Here is a 23,616-nt window from a genome sequence, read left to right on the forward strand (position 1 = left end):
ACGGACGGCTGCAGAGAATCTGCGCCCGCGGACGCCCGGACAGCGGTCCGGGGCCCCCACGGCGCTCGCCAGGCGCGTGACGCTGCGCATGCAACGATGCCCCGCGGCCTGACGCACCCGGTTGGCACTGCCCGCACTCGCGCGCGTCGGCTACATTCACGGCCCGCATGGTCGCCCGCCCCAGCGCGCAATCCACCCCCGCCGAGGTCCTCGTGCTCGGCGGCGGCGTCGCGGGCCTGACCACCGCGCTGTGCCTGCTGCGGGCCGGAAAGCGCGTCCGCGTGGCCGCCCGGGCCTACCTCGCCGGCACCACCTCGGCCGTCGCCGCGGCCTTCTGGTACCCCTATCGCGCCTATCCCGAGGCGATGGTGGCACCGTGGGCCCGCGTCAGCTACGCGCGCTTCGCCGAGCTCACGCGCGCCACCCCGGAGGCCGGCGTGCTGCGGCGCGAGACCGTCGAGGTGTTCCCGCAGCCGGCCTCGCCGCCCGCCTGGGCCCTCGACCTGCCCGATTTCGAGACCTTGCCCGCGGCCGCCCTCCCGCCCGGGTACGGCGCGGGTTATCGATTCACCACCTTCGTGATCGAGACCACGATCTACTTGCCCTGGCTCATGCGCCAGGTCGAGGCGGCCGGCGGCGAGCTGACGACCCGCGCCTACGCGAACCTCGACGAGGCCGTCGCCGACTGCCCCGACGTCGTCGATTGCACCGGCCTCGGCGCCCGCGAGCTCGTCCCCGATCCCTCGGTCTACGCGGTGCGCGGTCAGGTCGTGAGGGTCAAAAACCCCGGGCTTTCTCGCGTGTGGATCGACGAGCACAGCGGCGACGGGATCACCTACATCGTGCCGCGCAGCGGTGACGTCGTGCTCGGCGGCACCGCGGACGAGCACGAAGAAGACACCACGCCCGACCCCGGCCGCACGCCCGCGATCGTCGAGCGCTGCGCTCGCCTCGAGCCGGCGCTGCGCGGCGCCGAGGTGGTCTCGGTCGTCGTCGGCCTCCGCCCCGTGCGCCCGACCGTCCGCCTCGAGGCCGAGGCGCGCCCCGGCGGCCGCATCGTCCACAACTACGGCCACGGCGGCGCCGGCGTCACCCTCTCGTGGGGCTGCGCCGAGGCGGCCGCTCAATTGATCCTCCACACCTGACCTTCAAGCCATGTCGCAAACGCTGACCCACCTGCGCCAGCTCGAGGCCGAGAGCGTCCACATCATCCGCGAGGTCGCGGCCGAGTTCGAGCGGCCGGTCCTCCTGTTCAGCGGCGGCAAGGACTCGGCCTGCATGCTGCACGTCGCGCGCAAGGCGTTCCACCCCGCGCCGCTGCCGTTCCCGCTGCTTCACATCAATACGACCTGGGACTTCCGCGAGCTGCTCGAGTACCGCGATTGGTTCGCCGCCACCCACGGCATGAACCTCATCGTCTACACCAACGAGGCGGCGCTGGCCGAGGGCATCAACCCGTTCGACACGCCGACCCCCAAGTACAGCGCGGCGATGCAGACGCAGGCGCTGGTGCAGGCGCTGCGCCAGGGCGGCTACGACGCCGCGTTCGGCGGGGCCCGCCGCGACGAGGAGAAGGCCCGCGCCAAGGAGCGGGTCTACTCGTTCCGCAACAAGCAGATGCAGTGGGACCCGAAGAACCAGCGGCCCGAGCTCTGGAACACCTACAACGGCAAGGTCAACCCGGGCGAGAGCATCCGCGTGTTCCCGCTGTCGAACTGGACCGAGCTCGACGTGTGGCTGTACATCCACCTCGAGCAGATCCCGCTGACCCCGCTCTACTTCGCCAGCGAGCGGCCCTGCATCGAGCGCAACGGGGCCATCATCGCCGTCGACGACGCCCGCATGCGGCTGCTGCCCGGCGAGGTCCCGCGCCCGCGCACGGTCCGCTTCCGCACCCTCGGCTGCTACCCGCTGACCGGCGCCGTCGAGAGCCCCGCCGCCACGGTGCCCGAGATCATCGAGGAGATGCTGGTCGCCACCCACTCCGAGCGCCAGGGCCGCCTCATCGACTACGACGAGGCCGGCAGCATGGAGCAGAAGAAGAAAGAGGGCTACTTCTAGCCCTGTCCTCCGGGGCATGTCCAAGCGGGCATGCCCCCCGGGACATGCCCTTTCGGACATGTCCCGACAATTGTCCCTCTGCATGCTCGTGGACACGGAGCGCGGGATGACGGTGCCACGCCGATGGCGTATGGCGGCTTCAGGGGCGCCGCCCGACCTACAACGCCGTGCCGGGCGGTCGCCGTGCCACCAAGTTGAACACCTCGGTGCCGAGCGCGATCTGCGTATCGATCGCGGTGATCAAGTCTACCGTCGGGATCAAGATGCCCTGCGTTCGAATGGTGTGGGTGTCGCGATATTTTTGGCGAATGCTGGCCAAGTTGTCGTCGACATAGCCGTAGAGCGCCTGCGCCTGATCGACACCTTCGAAGTAATTCGGTGACCTTGACGCCGCATAATATCCATTGTACGGCTCGGGGAACGTGCCGAGGACCGACACTTCCGTGCCGCCCTCGGCGGGCTCGAGGAGCAAAAACAGCTGCTCACCGCCATTCGTGCACAACAGTGCGTATTTGCCGGCGGTGAGGCGCGCACGGACTTCTTCGAGTTGCAACACGATGTGGCTGAGATAGCCAAAGCTGTTGATGTCGTCGTTGAAGACGGGCGGCAGCATGTCGAACATCAAGACCGTGCGATCGAGCCGCGGCGTCCACGGCGGCCGGTCTCGCAAAAACGCCGCGAGCGTCATTGCACTCGGCGGCGGAAATGCATCGCGTTCGTCGTCTGGATCGACCACATAGAGCGTCAACACGGCATTTCTCCACGATGTGCGCGCCGCGCTTCGGTCGCTTGTTCGGTGTCGATGCCCATCGCTGCCTCCTGCGTACGGCCCGACGGTAGCATCGAACGCGGCGGTCAGAAAATGAACCCCCATCCCCGCGCTCTCCCCCGGCCTCACCCGGCCGTCAAGCGCGGCGGAGGCCAGCGGGCGGACCAGGGTGGCCCGCACGTGGGCCGGGTGACGCTCGGGCGCGCCCCCCTTCGTCGCCCCTCGCCCACCGCGCTCCGGCCGCGCCGCGACCGAAGTGTTAGGCTCGCCGCGATGCGTCGCGTCGTGTCGGTCTTGATTGCCGTGTTCGTGATCCTCGTGTTCCTCGGCACGATCGCATTTGCGATCGTCGCCCAGATGACCGACACGCCGCTCGAGCCCGCATACACGTTGATGCGCTTGCAGGCGGTGTGGGACGACGGCCGCTACGGCCTGAAGTACACCTTCGCCCTCACCTGGTTCTGCACCCTGTGCGCGCTGTTCGGCCCGCTCGGCCTGATCTCGATCAGCGTCGGTCCCGTGCGCAACGCCAGGTCGATGCCCGCGATGCCCGCGTGGCCGCGGCTCGAGTGGACCCGCATGCGCGAGGGCGCGCGGGCGCGCCTCGGCTTCGCGCTGACGGTCGTGAGCCTGCTGTTCGCCGGCGGGTGCCTGCTCGACCCCGAGATGTTCACGCCGGTCGGCTTCCTCGCCAAGATCTTCCTGATCTTCTTGCCCTTCACGCTGCTCGCCGGACCGGCGCTGCTGCTCGACGTGATCCTGCCCGCCAGCGTGCTGCGCGGCCCGATCACCGCGCTCGAGCGGGTGCCCGGCGCCACCGCGCAGCAGGCCGCGCAGCAGTTCGTCACTCTCGGCGAGCAGCGCATCGAGCTGCCCGCCGCGCTGTGGGAGCAGCTGAAGGTCGGCGAGGTCATCGCCCTGCGCCGCAGCGGCGGCTTCGAGCGCGTGCTCGAGCTGGCGCGCGAGTGACCTGGCGCTCACAGCGAGCGTCGCCCTGCAACGGCAGCGCATCGCCGCCGACCGGCACGAAGCCGTTCTTGTGCAGCACCTCGCGGATCTGCAGCGGACCCAGGGTGAACGCTCGCCCGGCAGGGGCGCTCACCCTCGGTCATCAAGCTGGCCTGCAAGACATCCCCCGCGGTCAGAGAGTCCTCGGCCCAGCGTCGGCGGACGGGCGCGCGCACGCACGCCCTCCGCGGCGCAGGGCGAGCGTGCAGCGGCACGCTCGCGGCCGAGCCCTCAGCCCTTCTTCTGCAGGGTGTCGCAGGCCTCCTTGTGGCGCGCGAGCGACTCCTGCGAGGCGATGCCGACCATGTAGTTGTTCTTGCAGGTGACCTCGCGGTCGCCCGCCTTCATGTTGCGCACGAAGTTGTACTTCACCGCGCCGTAGCCGTCGGCGGTCCACTCGAGCGCCTCGGGGGTCTCGGTCGTGAAGGTCAGCTTGAGCTTGCCCTCGGAGGCGCTGGCGCCCTTCTCGAGGCTCTCCTTGAGGGTGGCGAGGTCGGTGTGCTTGGGCGCGAACGCGAGGTCGAAGCCAGCGGCGCGGCCGGCGGCGATGCGCGCCCCCTTGATACCATCCTGCATCACCTTGCCCTCTTTCGGACCCTTGGCGACCCACCCGGCCCACTCCGGATCGGCGCTCGCCAGGTCGTGCTCGATCATCTCGACCGGCGCGTCGGCCTTCGGCGCGTCAGCCTTCGGCGCGTCGGCCTTCGGTGCGTCGGCCTTCGGCGCTTCGGCCTTGGCGTCGGCCTTGACGTCGGTCTTCTTGGCGTCGCCACCACAGGCGGCCAGCGCGATGACGAGAGGGAGGGCGAGGAAGCTGTGAATCTTCTGCATGCGCGGGCGACATACCCGACTCCCGGTACGCGTGGCAAGATCGCACCTGGCGAATCACGCCAGCGCAGCAAGAGTTTTCCTCGTCGGTGACGAGCGCGGCGCGGCGGTCGGGATCGCTGTCGAGGTGGCGATAGAGTGGGGGCCCGTCCCGGGTCACGAGGTCGACGCGGCCGCCCGTGTCGGCGCCGCTGAACATCGCCAGCTCACCGGGCAATACCTCCGGCTCGCCCCACACGCGGGCCTCGACGTTCCGTACGAGCACGGCGGAGCCCGACACCGGATCGATCACGAAGTCGAGGCGGCCGTCGCCGTCGAAGTCGCCGACGTGTAAGGCCGCGTCGTCCCACCGGGTACGCTCGCAATCGGCTGCCAGGGTTTCGTAGCGGCGGGGCTCGGCGGTAACCGTAGGCAATGGACAGCTCGCTCTGCATGTCGGCTCGGCCATCGGCGTCGACGTCGTCGAGGTCGAGGTCCGCGCTGGCGAACGCCCTCGCGGGCCCGGAGAACACGACGAGAGGGGCGGCCCACCCCGGCTGACTGTCGGGCGGACGAGGTGTGCACTGACCTCCTCGCGCCCGAGCGCGACGACGTCGAACTGCGCGCCGGGACAGGCGAACACCATCTTGGTGCCATAGCGAAGGTTGTGACCTCGGGTCTCCGTCGACGTCGCGCAGGACCGTCGGCGCATGCACGGGCTCGAAGGTCGCCTGCGGCGCGTCGTCGACGAGCCCGGCGACCACGAACGCCTGGTCGCCGGTCAGCTCGTGCACCCCGTCGGGCTCGCCGGTGGTGGTCGTGGTGGTGGGGTCCGGCAAGATCACCGGTCATCGTCACCGCCGCGGTCGCCGAGCTGCGTCGCTGCGGCCGCCGCTGTCGCCGCTGGCCGCCAGAGCGAGCAGACCGAGGCACACACGAATCGTCTTGCAGTCACGGATGCGAATCAGCCCTCGATCGCCGCACTGTCGCGGAGAACCGGACGCAAGCGGCGCGCGGGCCCGTGCACGGCCTCGCACGGGGGTAGGACCCCGGGGCCGCGGGCCCGCATCGCCCCGTTGCAGCGCTGTCATGACCCGGCGATCCACGCCGACGCGGTTGCGCGAGGCGGCGCCGTACGTCATCGTCGCAGGGTGAGCGGCCGTTCCCGTCCTGCCCGCGCCGGCTTCGTCGTCCTCCTCGCGGCCCTCGTCGCCCTCGTCGCCGGCTACCTCAACGACTGCTTCGTCGGCTTCGGCTTGTCCCCGAACGCGGGCTCGCCTGCGCCGGCCGCCGAGTCGGCCAAGCCCGCCGCGACCCCGGCGCAGACGAGGGTCCGCGTCGTCGTCCAGGGCGAGCAGTGCCGCCTCGGCGAGGCCAGCGAGGCGCGAGCCTGCGACGCCGTGTGCGCCGACCAGGCCGCCGGCACCACCGTCGAGATCGAGGCCACCGCCGGCTCGCAGCGCGCCGTCGAGGCCCTGCGCGCCTGCCTGCAGGGCCGCGGCGCCAAGGCCCAGGTCGTATCGGAGTAGCGCGTGTTCTGGCAGGCGCTGTTCGACCCCTTCAGCATCGTCGTCCTCGCCGCCGTCCTGGCGATGACCGCCCTGTCGCTCGGCTGGCTGGCCGGCGCGGCCCGTCACCGCGACGTGCTCGCCGGCGGCCTCGTCGTCCTGCGCAAGATCGGCGCCCAGCTGGCCGAAAACCACCCGATCCGCCGCCGCCTCGAATCGGCCCCGGTGGTCGACCTCTCGTTCGAAGAGCTCGCCCGCCTCCTCAGCGGCCAGCAGGTCGAGCCGGCCGCGCGCGCGCTGATCCGCCTCGGCGAGCGGATCTCGTGGATCGAGCGGTTCGCCCAGCTGGCGGTGCACCTCGGGATCCTCGGCACCGTGTTCGCGCTGGTAAGCTCCGATCCGACCGACCTCGAGGGCTTCCGCGCCAGCCTGCCGATGGCCCTCGGCACCACCTTCTGGGGCCTCATCGGCGCGATCGCCCTGTCGCTGGTCGCCGGCGCCTGCGAGACCCTGCTCGAGCGCGCCTCGCAGCACGTGCGCGAGGCCCTGCTCGAGGGCCTCGAGCACCCGCCCGCGAGGCCCGAGCCGTGAAGCGCCGCCGTCGCCACGCCCTCGACCTGCTGCCGCTGCTCGACGTCTTCATGGTCGTGCTGTTCGTGTTCGCCACCATTCAGGAGGGCCAGCTCGACGCCTCGACCGCCACCACCGCGGCCCTGCAGGCCGAGCTGCAGCAGCTGCGCGCGCAGCAGGTCGACCCCGCCGAGCTCGCGCGACTACGGCAGCAGGACGACCCCACCGAGCTGGCGCAGCTGCGGCAGCAGCACGCCGCGGCCAGGGCCGAGGCCGAGGCCGCGCGGGCCGAGCTGGCGCGCGCGAGCGAGGCCCAGACCGAGCTGCGGACCGCCCTCGCCGCGCTGCGCACCGCCACCGAGCAGGCCGCCGCGACCGCCACCACCTCCGGCGCCGAAGTCCTGCGCCGGCAGGAGGTCCTGGCGCGCCTGCTCGATCACTTCTCGGTGTTCGAGATCGAGGTCGACGGCGAGCTGGTCGGCGACGCCGTCGTCAACCATTGCTGCTACCGCACCGAGCCGCTCGCCGGGGCCTGGAAGCCGTGCGGCGTGGTGCCCGCGGCGCTCGGCGAGCTGCAGGACTGGCTCGCCGACGGCGGCGCCGGCCTGGTCGACGCCCTGCGCCGGACTCGCGGCGGCAACGCGATGACGATCGTGCGCCAGGACGAGGCCGCGACCTGGCGGGTCGCCCGCAAGCTCGAGGAGCACCTGCGCGAGCGCTTCCCCGAGCACAAGATCTACGGCGAGGGCGTCGCGACCCACTCGCTCGCCTGCCCCCGCTGAGCCACCGCGCACATGGCCCAAGAGGCATGTCTTCTCGGACATGCCCCTTCGAGCATGCCCGATACGACATGCGCTCCTGAGCATGTCCCAAAGGCCATCCCATCGCCGCGACCCTGCCGACCCGCCGCGCAGCGCCTCGCGGCCACGCGCCAGCCCGCCGGAGCGTCGGGCCCCAAGACAGCCCCGATCCCCGCGCCCGCAGCGCGTGCGCGAACTCAACCTTCCGCGCCAGCGGCGACCAGGCCCCGGGCAGCGACGCGGGCGCCCTCGCGGCCCGTCAGCGGCGACGGCGCGACGGCCCGTGGACCGTTGCCAGCGGCCCCCCTGGCCGCGCAAGCTCGTGGCCGCCGCCGCCATGACCGACGACATTCACGCCTATCTCGAGCGCCACCAGCAGAAGGAGCTCCTGCGTCTCTTGACCTGCGGCAGCGTCGACGACGGCAAGTCGACCCTGATCGGCCGGCTGATGCACGACACGCGGGCGATCTACGAGGACCAGCTGGCGGCGATCCGGCGCGACAGCGTGCGCCAGGGGACCACCGGCGGCGAGCTCGACCTGGCGCTGCTGACCGACGGCCTGCGGGCCGAGCGCGAGCAGGGCATCACCATCGACGTCGCCTACCGCTACTTCAGCACCGACCGGCGCAAGTTCATCATCGCCGACTGCCCCGGGCACGAGCAGTACACCCGCAACATGGCGACCGGGGCCAGCACCTGCCAGCTCGCCATCATCCTGATCGACGCGCGCCACGGCGTCATGCCGCAGACCCGGCGGCACAGCTTCATCTGCAGCCTCCTCGGCATCAAGCACCTGGTCGTCGCCGTCAACAAGATGGACCTCGTGGGCTTCGACGAGGCCGTCTTCGAGGACATCCGGCGCGCCTACACCGACTTCGCCGCCGGCCTGCAGATCCACGACATCACCTTCATCCCGATGTCCGCGCGCGAGGGCGACAACGTCGTCGAGGCCGGCGAGCGCATGCCGTGGTACCAGGGCCCGCCGCTGCTGGCCCACCTCGAGACCGTGCACATCGCCAGCGACCGCAACCTCCGCGACCTCCGCTTGCCCGTGCAGCTGGTCCTGCGGCCGAGCCACGACTTCCGCGGCTTCGCCGGCTCGATCGCCTCCGGCGTCCTGCGCGTCGGTGACGAGGTCGTCGTCCTGCCGTCGCGCGCGCGCTCGACCGTCAAGCGGCTCGTCACCTTCGACGGCGACCTCGACGAGGCCTACGCGCCGATGGCCGTCACCGTCGTGCTCGCCGACGAGGTCGACGTCAGCCGCGGCGACGTCATCGTCCGCCCCGGCGGCGAGCCGCAGCAGGCCAGCGAGGTCGAGGCCATGATCGTGTGGATGGACGAGCGGCCGCTGGTGCGCGGGCGCAGCTACCTGGTCAAGCACAACACCCGCACCGTGCCCGGCGAGCTCGAGGCCGTCCTTCACCGCGTCGACATCGCCACCCTCGATCGCCGCCCGGCCGACAGCCTGGCGATGAACGAGATCGGCCGCTGCCGGCTCGGCCTGCACCGCCCGATCGACTTCGATCCGTACACCGTCAATCAGGCCACCGGCGGCTTCATCCTCATCGACCGCGCCACCAACGGCACCGTCGGCGCCGGCATGCTCTGTGATCGAGGCGACCGCGGCGGCATCGGCGATTCGTGGGCCGCGCCCGGCGTCGAAGAGGGCGGCCGCGATCCTCGCAGCGCGGTCGCGCGTGAGGCCCGCGAGGCCCGCTTCGGCCAGCGCGCCGTCACCCTCTTGCTGACCGGCCTGCCCGGCTCCGGCAAGGCCACCCTCGCCTACGCGCTCGAGCAGCGGCTGTTCGCCGCCGGCCGCGCCGTCACCGTGCTCCACGGCCCGGCCATGCGCCGCGGCCTCGCGCGCGACCTCGGTTACACCGCCGACGACCGCAGCGAGAACCTGCGCCGCGCCGCCGAGGTCGCTCGCCTCTTCAACGAGGCCGGCCTGCTGTGCATCTGCGCCTTCGTGGCCCCGCACGAGGCCGTGCGCGCCCGGGCCCGCCAGGTCATCGGCGACGGCCGTGTGCTCGAGGTCCACCTCTCGGCCCCGCTCGAAGTCTGCCGCGCGCGCGACCGCACCGGCATGTACGCCCGCGCCGACGCCGGCGAGCTCAAGGCCTTCCCCGGGGTCAGCGCCGCCTACGAGGCCCCCGCCCGCCCCGACCTGGTCCTGCCGACCCACGAGCTCGACGAGGCCGCCTGCGTCGACGCTCTGGTCGAGCTGCTGCGCTCGCGCGGCGCTCTCGGCTGACCTGCGCGTCGGGACCCTCGCGTCACGCTCGCGCGCGGCCTGCGACAGCAGGCCCGAACGCGGGGCCCGGCGAGCGCGCCGGACCCAGGCATGGAGCCCGGCGAGCGCGCCCACGCCGGGCGTCACACCTGTCCCTTGCGACCTGCCCCTTCGGACAGGCTCGCCGCCTCGCAGCGATCCTGCTATCCTGAGACTATGGTCGATCCCGGCTCGCCCGTCCTCCCGCGCCACAGCGCCGCCCTCGGCCTCACCCTGTTCTCCGCCATCGCCCTGCCGATCATCGGCGACGCCAGCCTGCTCGACTGGCTGCTGGCGATCGGCGCGCGCGATCCGGTCGCCGCCGTGTTCAGCCTCATCACCTTCGGCTCGCCGTTCCTGTTCGGCCTCGCCGTCGCCGCCGCCGGCCTGATGCGCGATCGCCAGCGCGCCGCCAGGATCATCGAGCTCCCGCTGTCGCTGACCCACGCCCTCCTGGCGCTCCACGCCATCGCGCTGATCCAGGCCCCCGGCATCCCGATGCGGGTGTCGTTCATCGGCTTCACCGCCGTGGCCTGCATCTACTACATCTACACCAAGGCCGAAGCCGAGGCCTCCGACCGCCCGGTCGGCGCGCGCTGGCTGACCCGCTGGGGCGGCGTCGTGCTGACCGGCACCACGCTCTGGATGCACTTCCAGACCTTCGGCCACCGCCCGTTCGGCCTCGCCATTCACGTCATCCTCGCCGCCGCGTTCCTGCTCGCCGCCACCACCCCGCGCGAGCCCGCGAGCGCGTAGCGCCGCGATCGTCACCCAGCGACTCGCGATCCCGACTGGCGCTTCGCCAGTGGTCGCTCCCCGCGCACGCGCCAGTTCCCCGGACCGCCGCATTGCCACCTGTCCTCTGAGACAGCCAGCGCCCGCCATCGCGCCCGGGGCCGCGCCGCTCGCGTGACATCGCCCGCCGAAGCCGCTTGCCTTCGGCGCCCTCGCCGTCGACCCTGGGGCCGTGATCCGACTCCTCTTCGTCCTCGCGCTGACCGCCTGCGAATCCCGGGGCGCCGCGGGCTCGCAGTGTTCGGCCGACGCCGACTGCAAGGACGGCCTCGCCTGTGTGCTCTCGGTCTGCGCCGACCCTGCCCTCTCCGGCCCCGTCGACGCGGCCCGCAAGAAGGCCCAGGAGCACCAGAAGCGCCTCCAGGAGGCCCAGCAGGAGGTCGCGGCGGAGCGCGCCAAGCTGGCGGGCGGCGACGAGCTCGAGGTCCTCGAGAAAGAGCTCGAGGGCCTCAAGAAGTCCCGCAAGGACGCCGAGCCCTACCTGGACTCCGGCTCGGAGCAGGATCGCCAGATGATCCGCAACACCATCCAGAACCTCGACGACGCCATCGCGGCGCACGAGGCCAAGATCGCGGCGCTCAAGGCTCGCTGAGACCGCGTCCGAAATTCTCGCCCCGAGAGGATGCGCCGCGCGTGTGATCCGGATCGCAGAATCGACGCACCGGGCTGCGGCCACGCGCAGGCGCTCCCCCCGCGGCGCGGACGCCCCGCCGACGTCGCATGTCCCGAAGGACATCTCCAGATCGCCGCGAGCCCGGCCGCAGCCGGTCTCTCCAGCGCTCCGTCGCCCCGGCGCGGCCTGCCATGATTCGCCGGCCGGTGGTTCATTCGTATCTTCGGACGCATGTCACGTCGCGTCGTCTTGCTGGTCGCCGCCACGGTCTCGTGCACCCGGCCCAACCCTTACTTCGCGCTCTCGGAGGGCGATCCGGCGCCGGTCGACGACGACGACGACAGCCCTGACGACGGCGAAGCCCCGAGCGACAGCGGCGGCCCCACGACCGGCGTCACCACCGGCAGCGCCTCGACCGACGATCCCGATCACACCGGCTCGACGACCTCGACGACCAGCGAAGGCGCCTGCACCGACGATTGCCCCGCGCCCGCCGACGATTGCGAGGACGCCCTCGAGTGCGCCGGCAAGCTCGAATGGTTGCGCCGCAGCGGCGACGCGGCGATCCAGCGAGCCACCGACGTCGCCGTGCTGTCCGACGGCAGCGTGGTCGTCGTCGGCGAGTTCACCGGCGAGCTCGGCACCGCCCCCGACGTGATCGTCGCTCCTGCCGATCCGCTCGCGGGCGACAGCTTCGTCCTGCGCCTCGATCCCGCCGGCGAGCCGCTGTGGATCCGTCACTTCGCCGGCGCCGGCCTGCAGCGAATCAGCGCCGTCGTCGCGCTCTCCGACGATCGGATCGCCGTCGCCGGCTCGTTCACCGGCCAGCTCTTGCTCGATCCGCATCAGCTCGACGGCCTCGGCTCCCGGCCCGCCTTTGTCGCAGTCCTCGAACCCGACGGCGCCACCGCGATCCTCCACCCGATCGGCGGCGACGACGTCGAGGCCCTCGACCTCGCGCGCACGCCCGCCGACGACCTCGTGGTCGTCGGCGATCACGACGGCGACATCGTCATCGCCGGCGACAAGACCAGCAGCCTCGATCGCGACCTCTTCGCCATCGGCCTCGATCCCGTCGCCGGCCCGACCTGGAGCTGGCTGCCGCTCGCGCCCGCCGATCAGACCGCCCACGCCGTCGCCGTCGCGCCCACCGGCGCCGTGTTGCTCGCCGGCGAGCTCGAGAGCGGCCTGCAGATCGCCGACATCAACCTCCTGGGTCAGGGCCGCGACGGCTTCCTCGCCGGCCTCGACGTCGAGGGTGTCCCGCAGTGGGGCGCCCAGCTCGGCGGTCCGGGCGACGATCGCGTGCGCGCGCTCGCGGCCGCGCCCGACGGCAGCTTCGTCGTCGCCGGCATCCACGGCGGCGGCCTCGACCTGGGCGACGGACCGCTGCCCACCCCGGCCGCTGGCGAGCTCGGTGGTTACCTCGCCGCCATCGACCCCGACGGCGACCTGCTCTGGGCCCGCAGCGGCTTCATCCTCGGCGCCGAGCCGCCGGGCCTCGCCGTCGATCCCACCGGCCGCGTGCTCGCCTACTTGCCGCTCGGCGCCCAGCCGATCGATCTCGGCAGCGGCCCGCTCGGCGACGCGCCCGGGGCCCTGCTCGTCAAGCTCACCAGCGGCGGCAACTTCGTCTGGGGTCGGCACCTCGTCGGCGCCCTCGCGCCCGCCGGTCCTGGCCTCGGCGTCGGCCCTGCCGGCGAGATCGCCATCGCCGGCGCATTCGCCTCCGAGCTCACCCACGACCCCCTGCAGGTCGTCTCCGCCGGCGCGCTCGACGTCTACGCCGGTCGCTTCCTGCCCTGACCGCGGAGCCCTATGCTGCCGTTGACGCCCCCCCTCATGAACGACCTCGCCGCCACCTGGAGCCGCTGGAAGGAGGACACCTTCGGCACTGGTTATCACATCTGGCACGAGGGCCTCGACGTCGCGGCCGTCACCAGGCTCAAAGGACAGGCGCGGACCCGGGCCCTCGCCATGTTGCAGCTCGGCCGCTCGCTCGGCGACGACCACGCCTCCGAGGCCCTCGCCGCCATGCGTGACCCACCGACCCTCGAAGCCATGCGGGTCCGCCTCGACGGCGGCGATCCTCCCCTCGATCCGTCCACCCGCGTCCGCTTCGTCCGCGCCCTCCACGACGTCGCGCCCGACCCGCGGCTCGCCGATCACCTCGTCGCCATCCTCCAATCAACCTGGTCCAAAGGACAGCCATGGTCCGCGCGGGTCGACGCCGCCATGGCCCTGCGCGTCTTCGCCGGCCCGGCCGACGAGGCCGCCCTCCTCCACGCCGTCGCCGATCCCAGCTACCTCGTCCGCAGCCACGCCTGCGACTCGCTGCTGCACCGCTGGGGCGTCCGGCGGCGCCGGATCAGCGATCATCCGGCCCTGTTCGCGCTGATCCGCGGCCCTGACGACGACACCGTCCCGACCGCCGACGACCTCGCGCGCTTCGCCGAGGCCCGGCGACGCCTGCAGGCCCTGCGCCCCGATCAATAATCGAGGCGCAGCCCCAGCGACGGGAAGATCGGCAGCCCGAAGCCGCCGACCGTGTCGCGGAAATCATAGCTGTACACGTACATCTCGACGTTCTGATGGTTGTACACGTTGAGGATGTCGAGGTACGCGAGGAAGCTGACCCGCTTGTAGATCCAGCGCCGGTCGACGCGGATGTCGAGCTGATGGAAGGGCGGGAAGCGGGCCGAGTTCTGCAGCCCGCGGATCGGCAGGAAGCCGCCCTCGTACTCGAGCGAGCCGACCACTGGCGTGTACGGCTGGCCCGACACCAGACGGAACCGGCCGCCGATCTGCCAGCCGCGCCCCAGCTTGATCGACCCCACGATCGTCAGGTTGTGCCGCTGGTCGAAGTCCCCCGGGCGGCGCCCGCCCGGATCGCCGTGCTGCTGCGCGAACAGCAGCTCGCTGTGCATCAGCGTGTACGCCAGCCAGCCGTACAGCCGGCGCGTCAGCGGCTTGCGCAGCAGCAGCTCGAGCCCGTACGTGCGCCCGTACGAGATCCGCGTGGCGAACCCGCCGAGGCTCACCGGCGGCACCGCGTTGTCCTGATCGCGATAAAACCCCGTCGCGTCGATCGTCATGTCGGCCGGCAGGTCGTGCGACGCCCCTGCCGACAATTGCAGCGCCCGGATCACCCGCAGCGTGTTCTGCCCCGGCAGCACCGCGAACGCCGGCTCGAAGTTGGCGAAGTACGCCGGCAGCACCACCTGATTGGTCCCGATCTGCCCCGAGCTCGGCACGATGCGAGCGTCGACCCCGAACTCCGACTGCCGCGACTGCGAGTAGATGCCCGCGCCGAAGCGCAGGCGCCAGGCGTCGCTCACCTCCCACAGCCCGTTGATGCGCGGGTCGAGGGCGAACGCCCGCTCCGACCCGAGCGCGAACCCTGACGCGCGGAAGCCCGGCACCAGCAGCAGCGACCCGAGGCGCAGTCGCCCCGACGAGTACAGCCCGAGCCACGTCTGCTCGCCGCGCGCCGACTGCTCCGGCGGCGGCCAGCTGACCCCGTCGGGCACCTGGCCGCGGGCCCGGTAGTGATCGACGATCAGGTCCGCGCCGACGATCAGGTCGAACCGCTTCGACATCGAGCGCTGCAGCTCCGCCCGCAGCGACCCGACGTAGTCGCGGCGGAACTGCTCGCGCTCCTCGACCGGGATCAGCTGGCGGCCGACATCGAAGCGCAGCGCCGGCGACACCATCGTCGACCACGCCCCCATCTTCTTGCGATACGTGAAGTCGACGCGATGGAAGCTCGAGCGGTAGTCGACCGCGTCCTCGTAGCCGCCCTCCTTCTCGTAGTCGCGGAAGCGGAACCGGATGCGGTCGCCGGCCCCGAGCACGCGGGCCGAGATCGACGCCCCCTGCTTCAGCGGGAAGTCGACCATCGCCTGGTAATCGTAATAGGTCGGCAGCACCGTCCCGTTCGAGTCGGTGATCGACATGAACGCGCGCAGGCCCGCGTCCAGGTAGCCGCGCTGGGCCCCGACGATGAACGACCCGCGCTTCCCCAGCGGCCCCTCGACCAGCGCGCTCGCGGCTCGCAGGTCGACCCCGAGGTGCCCGTGGACCCCGTCGCGTCGCCCGCGGCGCGGCTCGATCACCACCATCCCGCCCGACGCGTTGCCGTAGCGGCTGTCGAAGTTGCCCGGCACGAAATCGAGGCGCTCGATCACATCACCCGGCACCACGCTCGCCAGCGCCAGCGCGTGGAACGCCCGCGGCACCGGGTGCTCGCCGACGAACACCCCCGACTGCAGCGGGCTCGCCCCGCGCAGCACCAGCAGCCCCAGCCCGCCCGGCGTGCGCGCCACCCCGGGCAGGTTCTGCAGCGCCCGCAGCGGATCGCCCTGGCTGCCGGGCATCGTCGCGATCTCCTCGCGCGACAGCGACCGCGCCCCCGCCTCGGGCCGCTTCTCCGTGGCGTCGCGGACCACCGTGCGATACGGGTTCCACTCGGTCGGCCGCGGGAACAGCTGCCGCTCCGTCGTCGCCCGCGCGAGGATCTCGAGCGTCTGCTCGAGCCGCTCGAACCCCGGCGTAGCGATCACCAGCCGCAGCTTCCCTGGCGGCAGGTCGACCGCGATCCGCCCCGCCGCGTCGGTCTCGACGATCGTCGTCTCGCCGCCGGCGCTCACCAGCACCACCCGCGCCTCGGCCAGCGCCGTGCGCAGCCCGGCCGCCCGCACCCGCGCCCGCAGCGTGCCGCAGTCGTCGCGCCCGGCGCACGGCTCGCTGACCTGCGGCGGCGGCCGCGGCGGTGGGGCGGCATGCGCCTTCAGACATGCTCCAAAGTACATGACCAGAGCGACATGTCCCTGGCGCCAGCCGCTCATCGCCCCGCGACCTCGACCCGCAGCCACGCCGTCGTGGCGCTGCGGCCGTCGGCGAGGATGACGTACAGGTGGTGCGTGCCCGGCTGCTCGGGCGCGCGCCACTCGACCTCGAAGCCCGGCCCGGCGGTCGCCTCGAACGGCGCCGGCACCGTCGCAAACCACGCCGCCCCGCGGATCTCGACGATCGGCGACACCGAGACCGCCAGCGTCGACTGGTCGACCGACACCGAGTAGTACGTCTGCGGCGGCGCCGCCTCGACCAGCGACAGCGTCAGCTCGTCACCTGTCCCAACGGACAGGGTCGCCCCCGACTGCGCCTCGAGGAAGTACTCGCCGCCGCCCGGCGCCGGCACCCACGCCGCGAAGTGGGCGATCGCCGGCGCCACGTCCGGCTCGACCTGGCTGATCTGCCACGGCAGGTCCGACGGCCCCACCGGCGAGGTCGCCCCCATCGCCGCCCCCGCCACCACCGTGCGCCAAGTCGGCCCGATCCGCAGCGTGCGGACGAAGAACAGGCAGTCGCGCAGCGACGACGACGCGGTCGCCAGCGCGTCGGCGCGGCGCAGGCACTCCTGCGTGCTCGGCCCCTCGGGCGTGCCCGCCACCATCATCACGATCACGCCGATGCTGGCCGCGTCGACCACGTCGCGCAGCGGCCCGAGCTCGAACGTCGCCGCCGGCCCCGGATCCAGCGCGCAGGTGTCGAGGTTCGGCAGCGCGACCGGGCCGCACGGCAGCGCCTCCGTAAGGTCGACCACCTGGCCGCCGGTGCAGCCGATCCCGCCGCACACGAACCATCGCGGCTGCAGCGCCGCGACATCGACCGGCCCCTCGGGCCCGGCCACGAACGCGGTGGCCCGCACGCGGTCGCCGGGCATCGCCTCGACCACGGGGCCGCCGCCGGGCGGCGGGTCCGCGCCCCACGGCCCCGGCTCGATCACCTCGAAGCGCATCGCCAGCGCGTCGGTGTGATCGATCACCCAATACGGGCGCTCCTCGGGCAAGCAGCTCGCGCCCGCCAGCGCCGCCGCGACCATCACCAGGCTCGCGCCGATCGGCGCCGCGGCGCCCTCGCGGGCCCGGGAGCGCAGCCATGCGCGGAGCGGCACCGGGGGAGCCTAACCGCTCAGATTCTCGTTGTCGACCGCGCCCGCCTCCGCGATCCTCCGGCCCGCATGGTCTCCTTGCACGAGACACTCCACCGGCCCTGGTTGACCGAGCTCTTGCGCAGCTGGCACGAGTTCAACAAGCGGCACCTCGGCGGCGCCCTCAAGCCGCCGGTGCTGCAGATCGATCTCTCGACCGCGCGCCTCGGTCACTGGCAGCGCGAGACGCGGACGCTCGGCCTGGCCCACGAGCACCTGCTGTCGCATCGATGGGACGACGTCCTCGACACCCTCAAGCACGAGATGGCCCACCAGTACGTCGACGAGGTCCTCGGCGGCGACGTGCGCCCGCACGGCCCGCAGTTCGCCCGCGCCTGCGCCTTGCTCGAGATCCGGCCCGACGCCACCGGCAATCCGCGCGCCAGCGACGACCCGGCCGCGCGCGTGCTCAAGCGCGTGCAGAAGCTGCTCGCGCTGGCCACCAGCGCCAACCGCCACGAGGCCGAGGCGGCCATGGCCGCCGCCAACACCTTGCTGCTGCGCTACAACCTCGACCTGCCGCAGGACGGCCCGCCGCGCGACTACGAGGCGCGCCGCCTCGGCGACAGCGCCGCCGCGATCGGCCTCGAGGCCAAGCTCGTCAGCTCGATCCTCAGCGAGTTCTTCTTCGTCGAGTGCATCTGGGTCACCACCTACAACGCCCGCCGGCTCCGGACCGAGCGCGTGCTCGAGGTCCTCGGCACCGCCGAGAACCTCGAGATGGCCGCCTACGTCCACGACTTCCTGCACGCTTCCACCAAGCGCCTGTGGCAGCAGGCCAAGCAGGACATGGGCCTGCCCGCCAACCGCCGCCGGGAGTTCAGCGCCGGCCTCCTCACCGGCTTCCGCGACAAGCTCCGCGGCGAGCGCCAGCGCAACGAAGAGCAGGGCCTCGTGTGGCTCGGCGACGTCGACCTCGACCGTTACCTCCGCGGCCGCCACCCGTACATCCGCAGCATGGGCTCCTCCGCCGTCCAGCGCGGCCGGGCCCACGCGGCTGGCCGCGCCGCCGGCGAGGGCCTCACGCTGCACAAGCCGGTCCGCGAGCACGCCAGCCGCGGCCTCGCCCTCCCGCGCGGCCGCGACGACTGACCGACCCTTGGGACATGTCCTCTCGACCATGCCCTGAAGGGCATGTCCCATCGAGCATATCCCAAAGCCCATGTCGCAAATGGGGCCACGCCGGGCCGCGCTCACCTGCCACCGCTTCGCACACGGCGGCGCGCCCCGACAGCCTCGCCCCGTCAGTGACAGCGATGTCGCGGCGGCCCCGGCCCGATCCGCGCATTTGGGCCCGAACGGCCGCTGGAGGCCCTCAGACCGCCTTGGCACGCCTCCTGCTTTGTCCCCTCGCATCATGCTCAGCCCGCGGATCGTCCTCAGCCTCGCCCTCCTGCCCGCCCTCGCCCTCGCGCCTGCGTGCGACGACAAGCAGGGCCCCAGCACCGGCGACGTGACCGACGACACCACCACCGACGGCCAGAGCAGCACCGCCGACGTCCCCGACGGCCCGCCCGAGCCCGACACCACCGAGGGCGAGGGCGCCACCAGCAGCCCCGAAGTCCCCGAGGGCACCGACAGCGAGAGCGAGAGCGAGGGCGAGAGCGAGGGCGAGGACCAGCCCGAGCCGCCCCCGCCGGCGCCGCGCCCCCAGGCCGTCCAGCCCTGTGACGGCTGGGAGTGGCCGCATCAGCGCGAGTGCGACACCGAGGACGGCCAGATCGGCGTCCAGGTCTGCTTCGTCCACGAGGGCCAGGAGCACTACACCGAGTGCGACAGCGACGAGCTGCCCGCCTGCCTCCCGGAAGACGGCTGGGACCTGGGCTGCATGGGTGAGTTCTGCGCCTTCGACGGCGCCGAGCTGTACCTCTACTCGTGGGCCGAGGACCGCTGCGACACCCCGCTCGTCCTCAACTTCGACGGCGCCCCGCTGCGCTTCGACGCCGCCTCCGCCGCCTCGTTCGACATCTCCGGCGTCGGCCAGTGCCTGAGCACCGACTGGCCGACCCTCCCGTGGCTCGCGCTCGACCGCGACCGCGACGGCGCGATCGACAGCGGCCGCGAGCTGTTCGGCAGCGGCACCGTGCTGCGCAGCGGTCGTCGGGCCGGCCACGGCTTCGAGGCGCTGGCCGAGCACGACCTCAACCGCGACGGCAAAATCGACGCCGCCGACCCCGTGTTCGCCGAGCTCGTGCTCTGGTCCGACGGCGACGGCGATCGCCGCGGCGAGCTGTCCGAGCTGGTGCCCGTCGCCCACGTCGATCTCGTCGCCATCCACCTCGACGTGGCAGTGCGCGCCGAGTGCGACGACCGCGGCAACTGCGGCCGCGAGCGCGCCCGCTTCGAGTACAGAAACCTCGCCGGCGAGGTCCAGAGCGGCGAAGTCGTCGACGTCTACCTCGCCTGCCAGTGAGCCTCCGCCCTCGTCCTCCATCAACCCCCCGCGCGCGGTCGCCTCTACAGGCGGTCGCGCGCGGTCCTTCGTGCTCCTGCCGCCGCTCCGGTCGGCGCCCCTTCACGCGGCGCTTGCCCTCCCCGGCGCCCCCGCGGCATGTTTCGCCCGTGTTCTCGCGCCGCACCGCCTGGCCGCCCGTCGACGACGCCCCGCTCGTCGCGCCGCCCGGCGCCCTCGACCTCACCGTCTCCAACCCCACCGCCGTCGGCCTCTCGCACCCACCCGACTTTTGGGCCAGCCTCGGCGATCCCGGCAGCGCCGCCTACGACCCCGACCCGCTCGGCCTCCTGCAGGCGCGCGCCGCCGTCGCTGACTACTACCGCGCCCGCGCCCCCGGCCTCGCCCTCGACCTCGCCGACATCTGCCTGCTCGCCGGCACCAGCGAGGCCTACGCCCACCTCCTCGCCGTGCTCTGCGACCCCGGCGACGTCGTCCTCGTGCCCCAGCCCGGCTACCCGCTGCTGCCGATGATCGCCGACCTCGCCCACGTCGAGCTGCGGCCCTATCCGCTCCTGTACGACGGGACATGGTCGATCGACCAGGCCGCCCTCGCCGCCGCCGTCTGCCCGCGGACCCGCGCGATCGTCCTCGTCGCCCCCAACAACCCCACCGGCAACTACCTCGCCGCCGACGAGCTCGCAGCCGTCGACGCCCTCGCCGCCGCTCACGGCCTCGGCGTGCTCGTCGACGAGGTCTTCTTCGACTATCCCATCGGACATGTCCCCGGGGCCAGCCCCCTCGACGCCCCGCGCCAGGCCCTCACCTTCGTGCTCTCCGGCCTGTCGAAGGTCGCCGCCCTGCCGCAGCTCAAGCTCGCCTGGGCCGTCGCCCGCGGCCCGCAGGCGCTCGTGCGCGAGGCCATGCGCCGGCTCGAGCTCGTCGCCGACACCTACCTCAGCCTCGCCACTCCGGTGCAGCGGGCGGCCGCTACCCTCCTCGCCGCCGCCCCGGCCATGCAGGCGGCGATCTGCCGGCGCGTCCGCGCCAACCTCGACCGCCTGCGTCGCGCCTGCATCGGCACCGCGCTCGGCGTCCTCGACGTCGAGGCCGGCTGGACCGCGCTCGTCCGCATGCCGCACGTGCTCGACGACGGCGGCCACGGCTGGGCCCGCGAGCTCGCGCGCGTCGGCGTGCTCACCCAGCCCGGCGAGCTCTACGAGCTGCCCCCCGCCCACCTCGCGCTGTCCCTCATCACCCCCGAGCCCGACTTCGCCGACGGCCTCGAACGCATCACGGAGCATGTCGCGCACGTGCTAGCCTCCGCCCCATGATCTCGCTGATCGGCCCCGACCTCGCCGCCTACGTCGACGCCCATACCACCGCCGAGTCGCCGCTGTTCGCCCGCCTGCGCGCCGAGACCCAGGCCGACCTCGCCTCGCCGCAGATGCAGGTCGGCCACGTCGAGGGCGCCCTCCTGCGGATCCTCGTCGCCGTCAGCCGCGCCCGCGACGTGCTCGAGATCGGCACCTTCAGCGGCTACTCCGGCCTCGCCATGGCCAGCGCCCTGCCCGACGACGGCAAGCTCGTCACCTGCGACATCGACCCCGTCGCCACCGCCGTCGCCCGCCGTTACTTCGCCGAGTCCGGCCACGGCCACAAGATCGACCTCCGCCTCGCGCCCGCGCTCGACACCATCGCCGCGCTCGCCCGCGAAGGCCGCCGCTTCGACCTCGTCTTCATCGACGCCGACAAGCACAACTACATCAACTACTGGGACGCCGTGCTCCCGCTGGTCCCCGTCGGCGGCCTCGTCGTCGCCGACAACACCCTGTGGAGCGGCAAGGTCGTCGCCCCCAAGGAAGACAGCGACCACGCCATCGTCGCCTTCAACCGCCACGTCGCCGCCGACCTGCGCGTCGAGCACGTCCTCCTGTCCGTGCGCGACGGCGTCATGCTCGCCCGCAAGCTGCGCGATTAGACATGTCCCTCGGGACATCCCCCGCCCTTCGGACATGTCCCAAACACCCGCCGATGTCCGCGGCCTCCTCCGCCGTTCGGCCAGGTCCCAACCCCGGCCGAGCCCCGCCCCTCTCTCGCTCCTGACCTGACTTGAAAGCCATGTCCCAAGCGCCCTCTTCATGGTTCTCCGCCGACCCGGGCAAGGCCTGGACCGAGCGGTTCATCCTGCTCTACAGCCCGATCTGGATCGCCCTCGTCGGCTGGGCCCTGCTCAGCCGGGCCGTGCTCGCCTGGGACGACCTCACCTTCATGGGCTTCGGCCTGCTCGTCGGCGCCCCGCCGGTGCTGGTGCCCGCGCTGCTGCACCGCCGCCACCCGGCCCTGCGCGCGACCCCGTGGTACGACAGCTACTGGTTCAAGTTCAACGCCTGGATCTTCCTGTTCGTCTTCGTCGGCACGTACTTCCTGACCCACTACTTCTTCGACGTCCTCGGCATGCGCTACGCCTTCCCGACCCAGTGGAACGGCGGCGCCGCGCTGGTCGGCCGCTCGCGCGGCGAGATCCCGCTGTTCATGTACCCGCTGACGCAGGCCTACTTCGTGACCTACCACGTGGTCATGTTGGTCTGCATCCGCCGCGTCCGCGGCCTGCTCGGCCTCGCCGAACCTGGCGCCGAGGACATGTCCCCGAGATCGACCCGGTTCGTGCGCCGGCTCGCCCTCGCCTGCGTCGTGGTCGGCCTCGCCTACGCCGTCTCGTTCGCCGAGACCTGGTTCATGGCCAGCGACGCCATCAGCGAATACTTCCGCTACGCCGACAAGGCGCGCATGCTCAAGTACGGCTCGCTGTTCTACGCCTGCTACTTCCTCGTCAGCCTGCCGCTGCTGGAGCGCCTCGACCCCGCGGGCAAGCGCACCCCGCTCGGCCAGGCCGTGCTCTCGAGCCTCGCCGCCGGCATGCTCGTGTTCTTCATCCTCGACCTGCTCACCTGGGTCATCGGCCCGATCGTCTAGCCGCATGCGCCCGCCGACCCCCGACCCCCAGCTCGCCGACCTGTGGCTCGTGCTCGACGACGTGCACCCGGCCCTGCGCCAGCGCGGCCTCGACCCGGCCTCGCGCTGGCCGGTCCCCGCCGGCATTCGGCTGACGATCGGCCAGCGCCCCGCCGATCACATCCAGCTGCCGCTCACCCGCCAGGCCCTGCTCGGCGGCCAGACCGCCTACGTGTTCGTGCGCCGCGACGACGGCCGCGTCGAGGTCCAGCACACCGGCCACATCGGCCACTTCCGCCTCGGCGGCCGCGTCTTCAACAACACCGTGCAACCGCCGCCGGCCCTGGCCCCCGGCGAGGCCGTCGACCTGCTCACCGTCGACGGCGAGCTCGGCCTGCGCCTGCGCCTCCAGGCCGGCTCCTGACCGGTATCGAGGGACATGCTCCGAGGGACATGTTCGATGGGACCTATCCTTACGAACATTCCCCGAGGGACATGTCCCAAACCGTCGCCATGAAGCTGCGCCCCCTCCGCTGGCCCGCCGACGCCGACGCGCTGCGCGATCTGCCCGCCGCCTACAGCACCTCGGCCATCTTCGTGCCGGAGGTCGACGGCCTCGGCGTGCGCCTGCGAGAGACCCGGCTGCGCGTCCCCTTCGCCAAGACCTACCCCGCCGAGACCCTGCTCGAAGCCGCCGCGACCGCCTCCTTCGCCGTGGTCGCCGAAGCGGCGGCCGGCGGGCTCGCTGGATTCACGGCGGTCCAGCTGCGGCCGTGGAACCGCAGCGCCGAGCTGAGCGCCCTCTTCGTCGCGCCCGACAGTCGCGGCCAGGGTCTCGGCAGGGCTCTCATGCTCGCCGCCATCGAGTTCGCCCGCGGCGAGCGCGTGCGGTGCCTGACCCTCGAGACGCAGTGCACCAACGCCCCCGCGATCCGGTTCTATCAGCGCGCCGGCTTCCAATTCTGCGGCGTGCACACCGCCCTGTACGACCCCGCCACGGTCGCGCCCGAGGAGGCCGCCGTGTTCTTCACGTACCCGCTCGACGCCGTGGGCGGCTGATTCCCGCCCCGCCCA

At 72.4% G+C, this 23,616-nt stretch carries 23 protein-coding genes; 19 read left to right on the forward strand and 4 right to left on the reverse strand.

What is annotated here, in order from left to right; genetic code table 11:
- Positions 1–167: 167 nt before the first annotated feature.
- Together POL25_RS03180 and cysD are read left to right on the forward strand one after the other, a co-directional pair.
- Positions 168–1,145: an FAD-dependent oxidoreductase gene (locus POL25_RS03180; RefSeq protein ID WP_272084311.1), complete on the forward strand. Its 978-nt coding sequence runs from the start codon at positions 168–170 to the stop codon at positions 1,143–1,145.
- A gap of 10 nt (positions 1,146–1,155) precedes the next feature.
- A complete protein-coding gene (gene cysD, locus POL25_RS03185) occupies positions 1,156–2,061 on the forward strand; it encodes a sulfate adenylyltransferase subunit CysD (RefSeq protein ID WP_272084312.1) in 906 nt (301 codons plus the stop codon).
- 157 nt (positions 2,062–2,218) lie between these two features.
- Here cysD and POL25_RS03190 read toward each other — a convergent pair whose 3' ends face one another.
- On the reverse strand, positions 2,219–2,812 hold the full coding sequence (locus tag POL25_RS03190; RefSeq protein ID WP_272084313.1) for a hypothetical protein: 594 nt from the start codon (positions 2,810–2,812) through the stop codon (positions 2,219–2,221).
- Positions 2,813–3,103: 291 nt separating this feature from the next.
- Between POL25_RS03190 and POL25_RS03195 the strand changes: the two genes are divergently transcribed.
- Positions 3,104–3,799 carry a hypothetical protein gene (locus POL25_RS03195; RefSeq protein ID WP_272084314.1) on the forward strand — a complete coding sequence of 232 codons (696 nt, stop codon included), beginning with the start codon at positions 3,104–3,106 and terminating at the stop codon, positions 3,797–3,799.
- Between the two features lie 270 nt (positions 3,800–4,069).
- On the opposite strand, the gene POL25_RS03200 is transcribed toward POL25_RS03195, so the two are convergent.
- Positions 4,070–4,669, reverse strand: a complete 600-nt coding sequence (locus tag POL25_RS03200; protein WP_272084315.1) for a hypothetical protein — start codon at positions 4,667–4,669, stop codon at positions 4,070–4,072.
- A 31-nt stretch (positions 4,670–4,700) separates the two neighbouring features.
- Here POL25_RS03200 and POL25_RS03205 point away from each other — a divergent pair, with 31 nt between their 5' ends.
- From POL25_RS03205 to POL25_RS03245, 9 genes are all read left to right on the forward strand, one after another.
- Positions 4,701–5,000: a hypothetical protein gene (locus POL25_RS03205; protein ID WP_272084316.1), complete on the forward strand. Its 300-nt coding sequence runs from the start codon at positions 4,701–4,703 to the stop codon at positions 4,998–5,000.
- A 796-nt stretch (positions 5,001–5,796) separates the two neighbouring features.
- The gene (locus tag POL25_RS03210) at positions 5,797–6,174 is read left to right on the forward strand and encodes a hypothetical protein (protein WP_272084317.1); all 378 of its coding nucleotides are present in this window, start codon (positions 5,797–5,799) and stop codon (positions 6,172–6,174) included.
- A 3-nt stretch (positions 6,175–6,177) separates the two neighbouring features.
- Complete coding sequence (locus POL25_RS03215; RefSeq protein WP_272084318.1) at positions 6,178–6,744, forward strand: MotA/TolQ/ExbB proton channel family protein; 567 nt, start codon at positions 6,178–6,180, stop codon at positions 6,742–6,744.
- Entirely contained in the window at positions 6,741–7,505 is a 765-nt protein-coding gene (locus tag POL25_RS03220) for a PilN family protein (RefSeq protein ID WP_272084319.1), read from the forward strand. The genes POL25_RS03215 and POL25_RS03220 overlap by 4 nt, the downstream gene beginning before the upstream one ends.
- 355 nt (positions 7,506–7,860) lie before the next feature.
- Complete coding sequence (gene cysN / locus POL25_RS03225) at positions 7,861–9,777, forward strand: sulfate adenylyltransferase subunit CysN (RefSeq protein ID WP_272084320.1); 1,917 nt, start codon at positions 7,861–7,863, stop codon at positions 9,775–9,777.
- 195 nt (positions 9,778–9,972) lie between these two features.
- Positions 9,973–10,551, forward strand: coding sequence for a hypothetical protein (locus POL25_RS03230; RefSeq protein WP_272084321.1), 579 nt, complete (start codon positions 9,973–9,975; stop codon positions 10,549–10,551).
- 211 nt (positions 10,552–10,762) lie between these two features.
- Positions 10,763–11,182, forward strand: coding sequence for a hypothetical protein (locus POL25_RS03235; protein WP_272084322.1), 420 nt, complete (start codon positions 10,763–10,765; stop codon positions 11,180–11,182).
- 252 nt (positions 11,183–11,434) lie between these two features.
- Positions 11,435–13,009 (forward strand): hypothetical protein, encoded by a 1,575-nt coding sequence (locus tag POL25_RS03240; RefSeq protein WP_272084323.1) that lies wholly within the window; start codon positions 11,435–11,437, stop codon positions 13,007–13,009.
- Positions 13,010–13,030: 21 nt separating this feature from the next.
- On the forward strand, positions 13,031–13,699 hold the full coding sequence (locus POL25_RS03245; RefSeq protein WP_272084324.1) for a HEAT repeat domain-containing protein: 669 nt from the start codon (positions 13,031–13,033) through the stop codon (positions 13,697–13,699).
- Here POL25_RS03245 and POL25_RS03250 read toward each other — a convergent pair.
- Together POL25_RS03250 and POL25_RS03255 are read right to left on the reverse strand one after the other, a co-directional pair.
- Positions 13,693–16,050, reverse strand: coding sequence for a TonB-dependent receptor (locus POL25_RS03250; RefSeq protein WP_272084325.1), 2,358 nt, complete (start codon positions 16,048–16,050; stop codon positions 13,693–13,695). The genes POL25_RS03245 and POL25_RS03250 overlap by 7 nt on opposite strands.
- Positions 16,047–17,159 (reverse strand): hypothetical protein, encoded by a 1,113-nt coding sequence (locus tag POL25_RS03255; protein WP_272084326.1) that lies wholly within the window; start codon positions 17,157–17,159, stop codon positions 16,047–16,049. Before POL25_RS03255 ends, POL25_RS03250 begins: the two co-directional genes overlap by 4 nt.
- A gap of 66 nt (positions 17,160–17,225) precedes the next feature.
- Between POL25_RS03255 and POL25_RS03260 the strand changes: the two genes are divergently transcribed.
- The 7 genes from POL25_RS03260 (at position 17,226) to POL25_RS03290 (ending at position 23,601) form a co-directional block, all read left to right on the forward strand.
- Positions 17,226–18,287, forward strand: a complete 1,062-nt coding sequence (locus tag POL25_RS03260) for a SprT-like domain-containing protein (protein ID WP_272084327.1) — start codon at positions 17,226–17,228, stop codon at positions 18,285–18,287.
- 265 nt (positions 18,288–18,552) lie between these two features.
- Positions 18,553–19,608 carry an SPM autocatalytic domain-containing protein gene (locus POL25_RS03265; protein WP_272084328.1) on the forward strand — a complete coding sequence of 352 codons (1,056 nt, stop codon included), beginning with the start codon at positions 18,553–18,555 and terminating at the stop codon, positions 19,606–19,608.
- A 149-nt stretch (positions 19,609–19,757) separates the two neighbouring features.
- The gene (locus POL25_RS03270) at positions 19,758–20,921 is read left to right on the forward strand and encodes a pyridoxal phosphate-dependent aminotransferase (protein WP_272084330.1); all 1,164 of its coding nucleotides are present in this window, start codon (positions 19,758–19,760) and stop codon (positions 20,919–20,921) included.
- Entirely contained in the window at positions 20,918–21,568 is a 651-nt protein-coding gene (locus POL25_RS03275) for an O-methyltransferase (RefSeq protein WP_272084331.1), read from the forward strand. Before POL25_RS03270 ends, POL25_RS03275 begins: the two co-directional genes overlap by 4 nt.
- A gap of 140 nt (positions 21,569–21,708) precedes the next feature.
- Complete coding sequence (locus POL25_RS03280; RefSeq protein ID WP_272084332.1) at positions 21,709–22,563, forward strand: hypothetical protein; 855 nt, start codon at positions 21,709–21,711, stop codon at positions 22,561–22,563.
- Positions 22,564–22,567: 4 nt separating this feature from the next.
- Positions 22,568–22,966, forward strand: a complete 399-nt coding sequence (locus tag POL25_RS03285; protein ID WP_272084333.1) for a hypothetical protein — start codon at positions 22,568–22,570, stop codon at positions 22,964–22,966.
- Positions 22,967–23,037: 71 nt separating this feature from the next.
- Positions 23,038–23,601 (forward strand): GNAT family N-acetyltransferase, encoded by a 564-nt coding sequence (locus POL25_RS03290; RefSeq protein ID WP_272084334.1) that lies wholly within the window; start codon positions 23,038–23,040, stop codon positions 23,599–23,601.
- Positions 23,602–23,616 lie beyond the last annotated feature (15 nt).

The sequence above is a fragment of the Nannocystis bainbridge genome (assembly GCF_028368995.1).
GTDB lineage: Bacteria > Myxococcota_A > Polyangia > Nannocystales > Nannocystaceae > Nannocystis > Nannocystis bainbridge.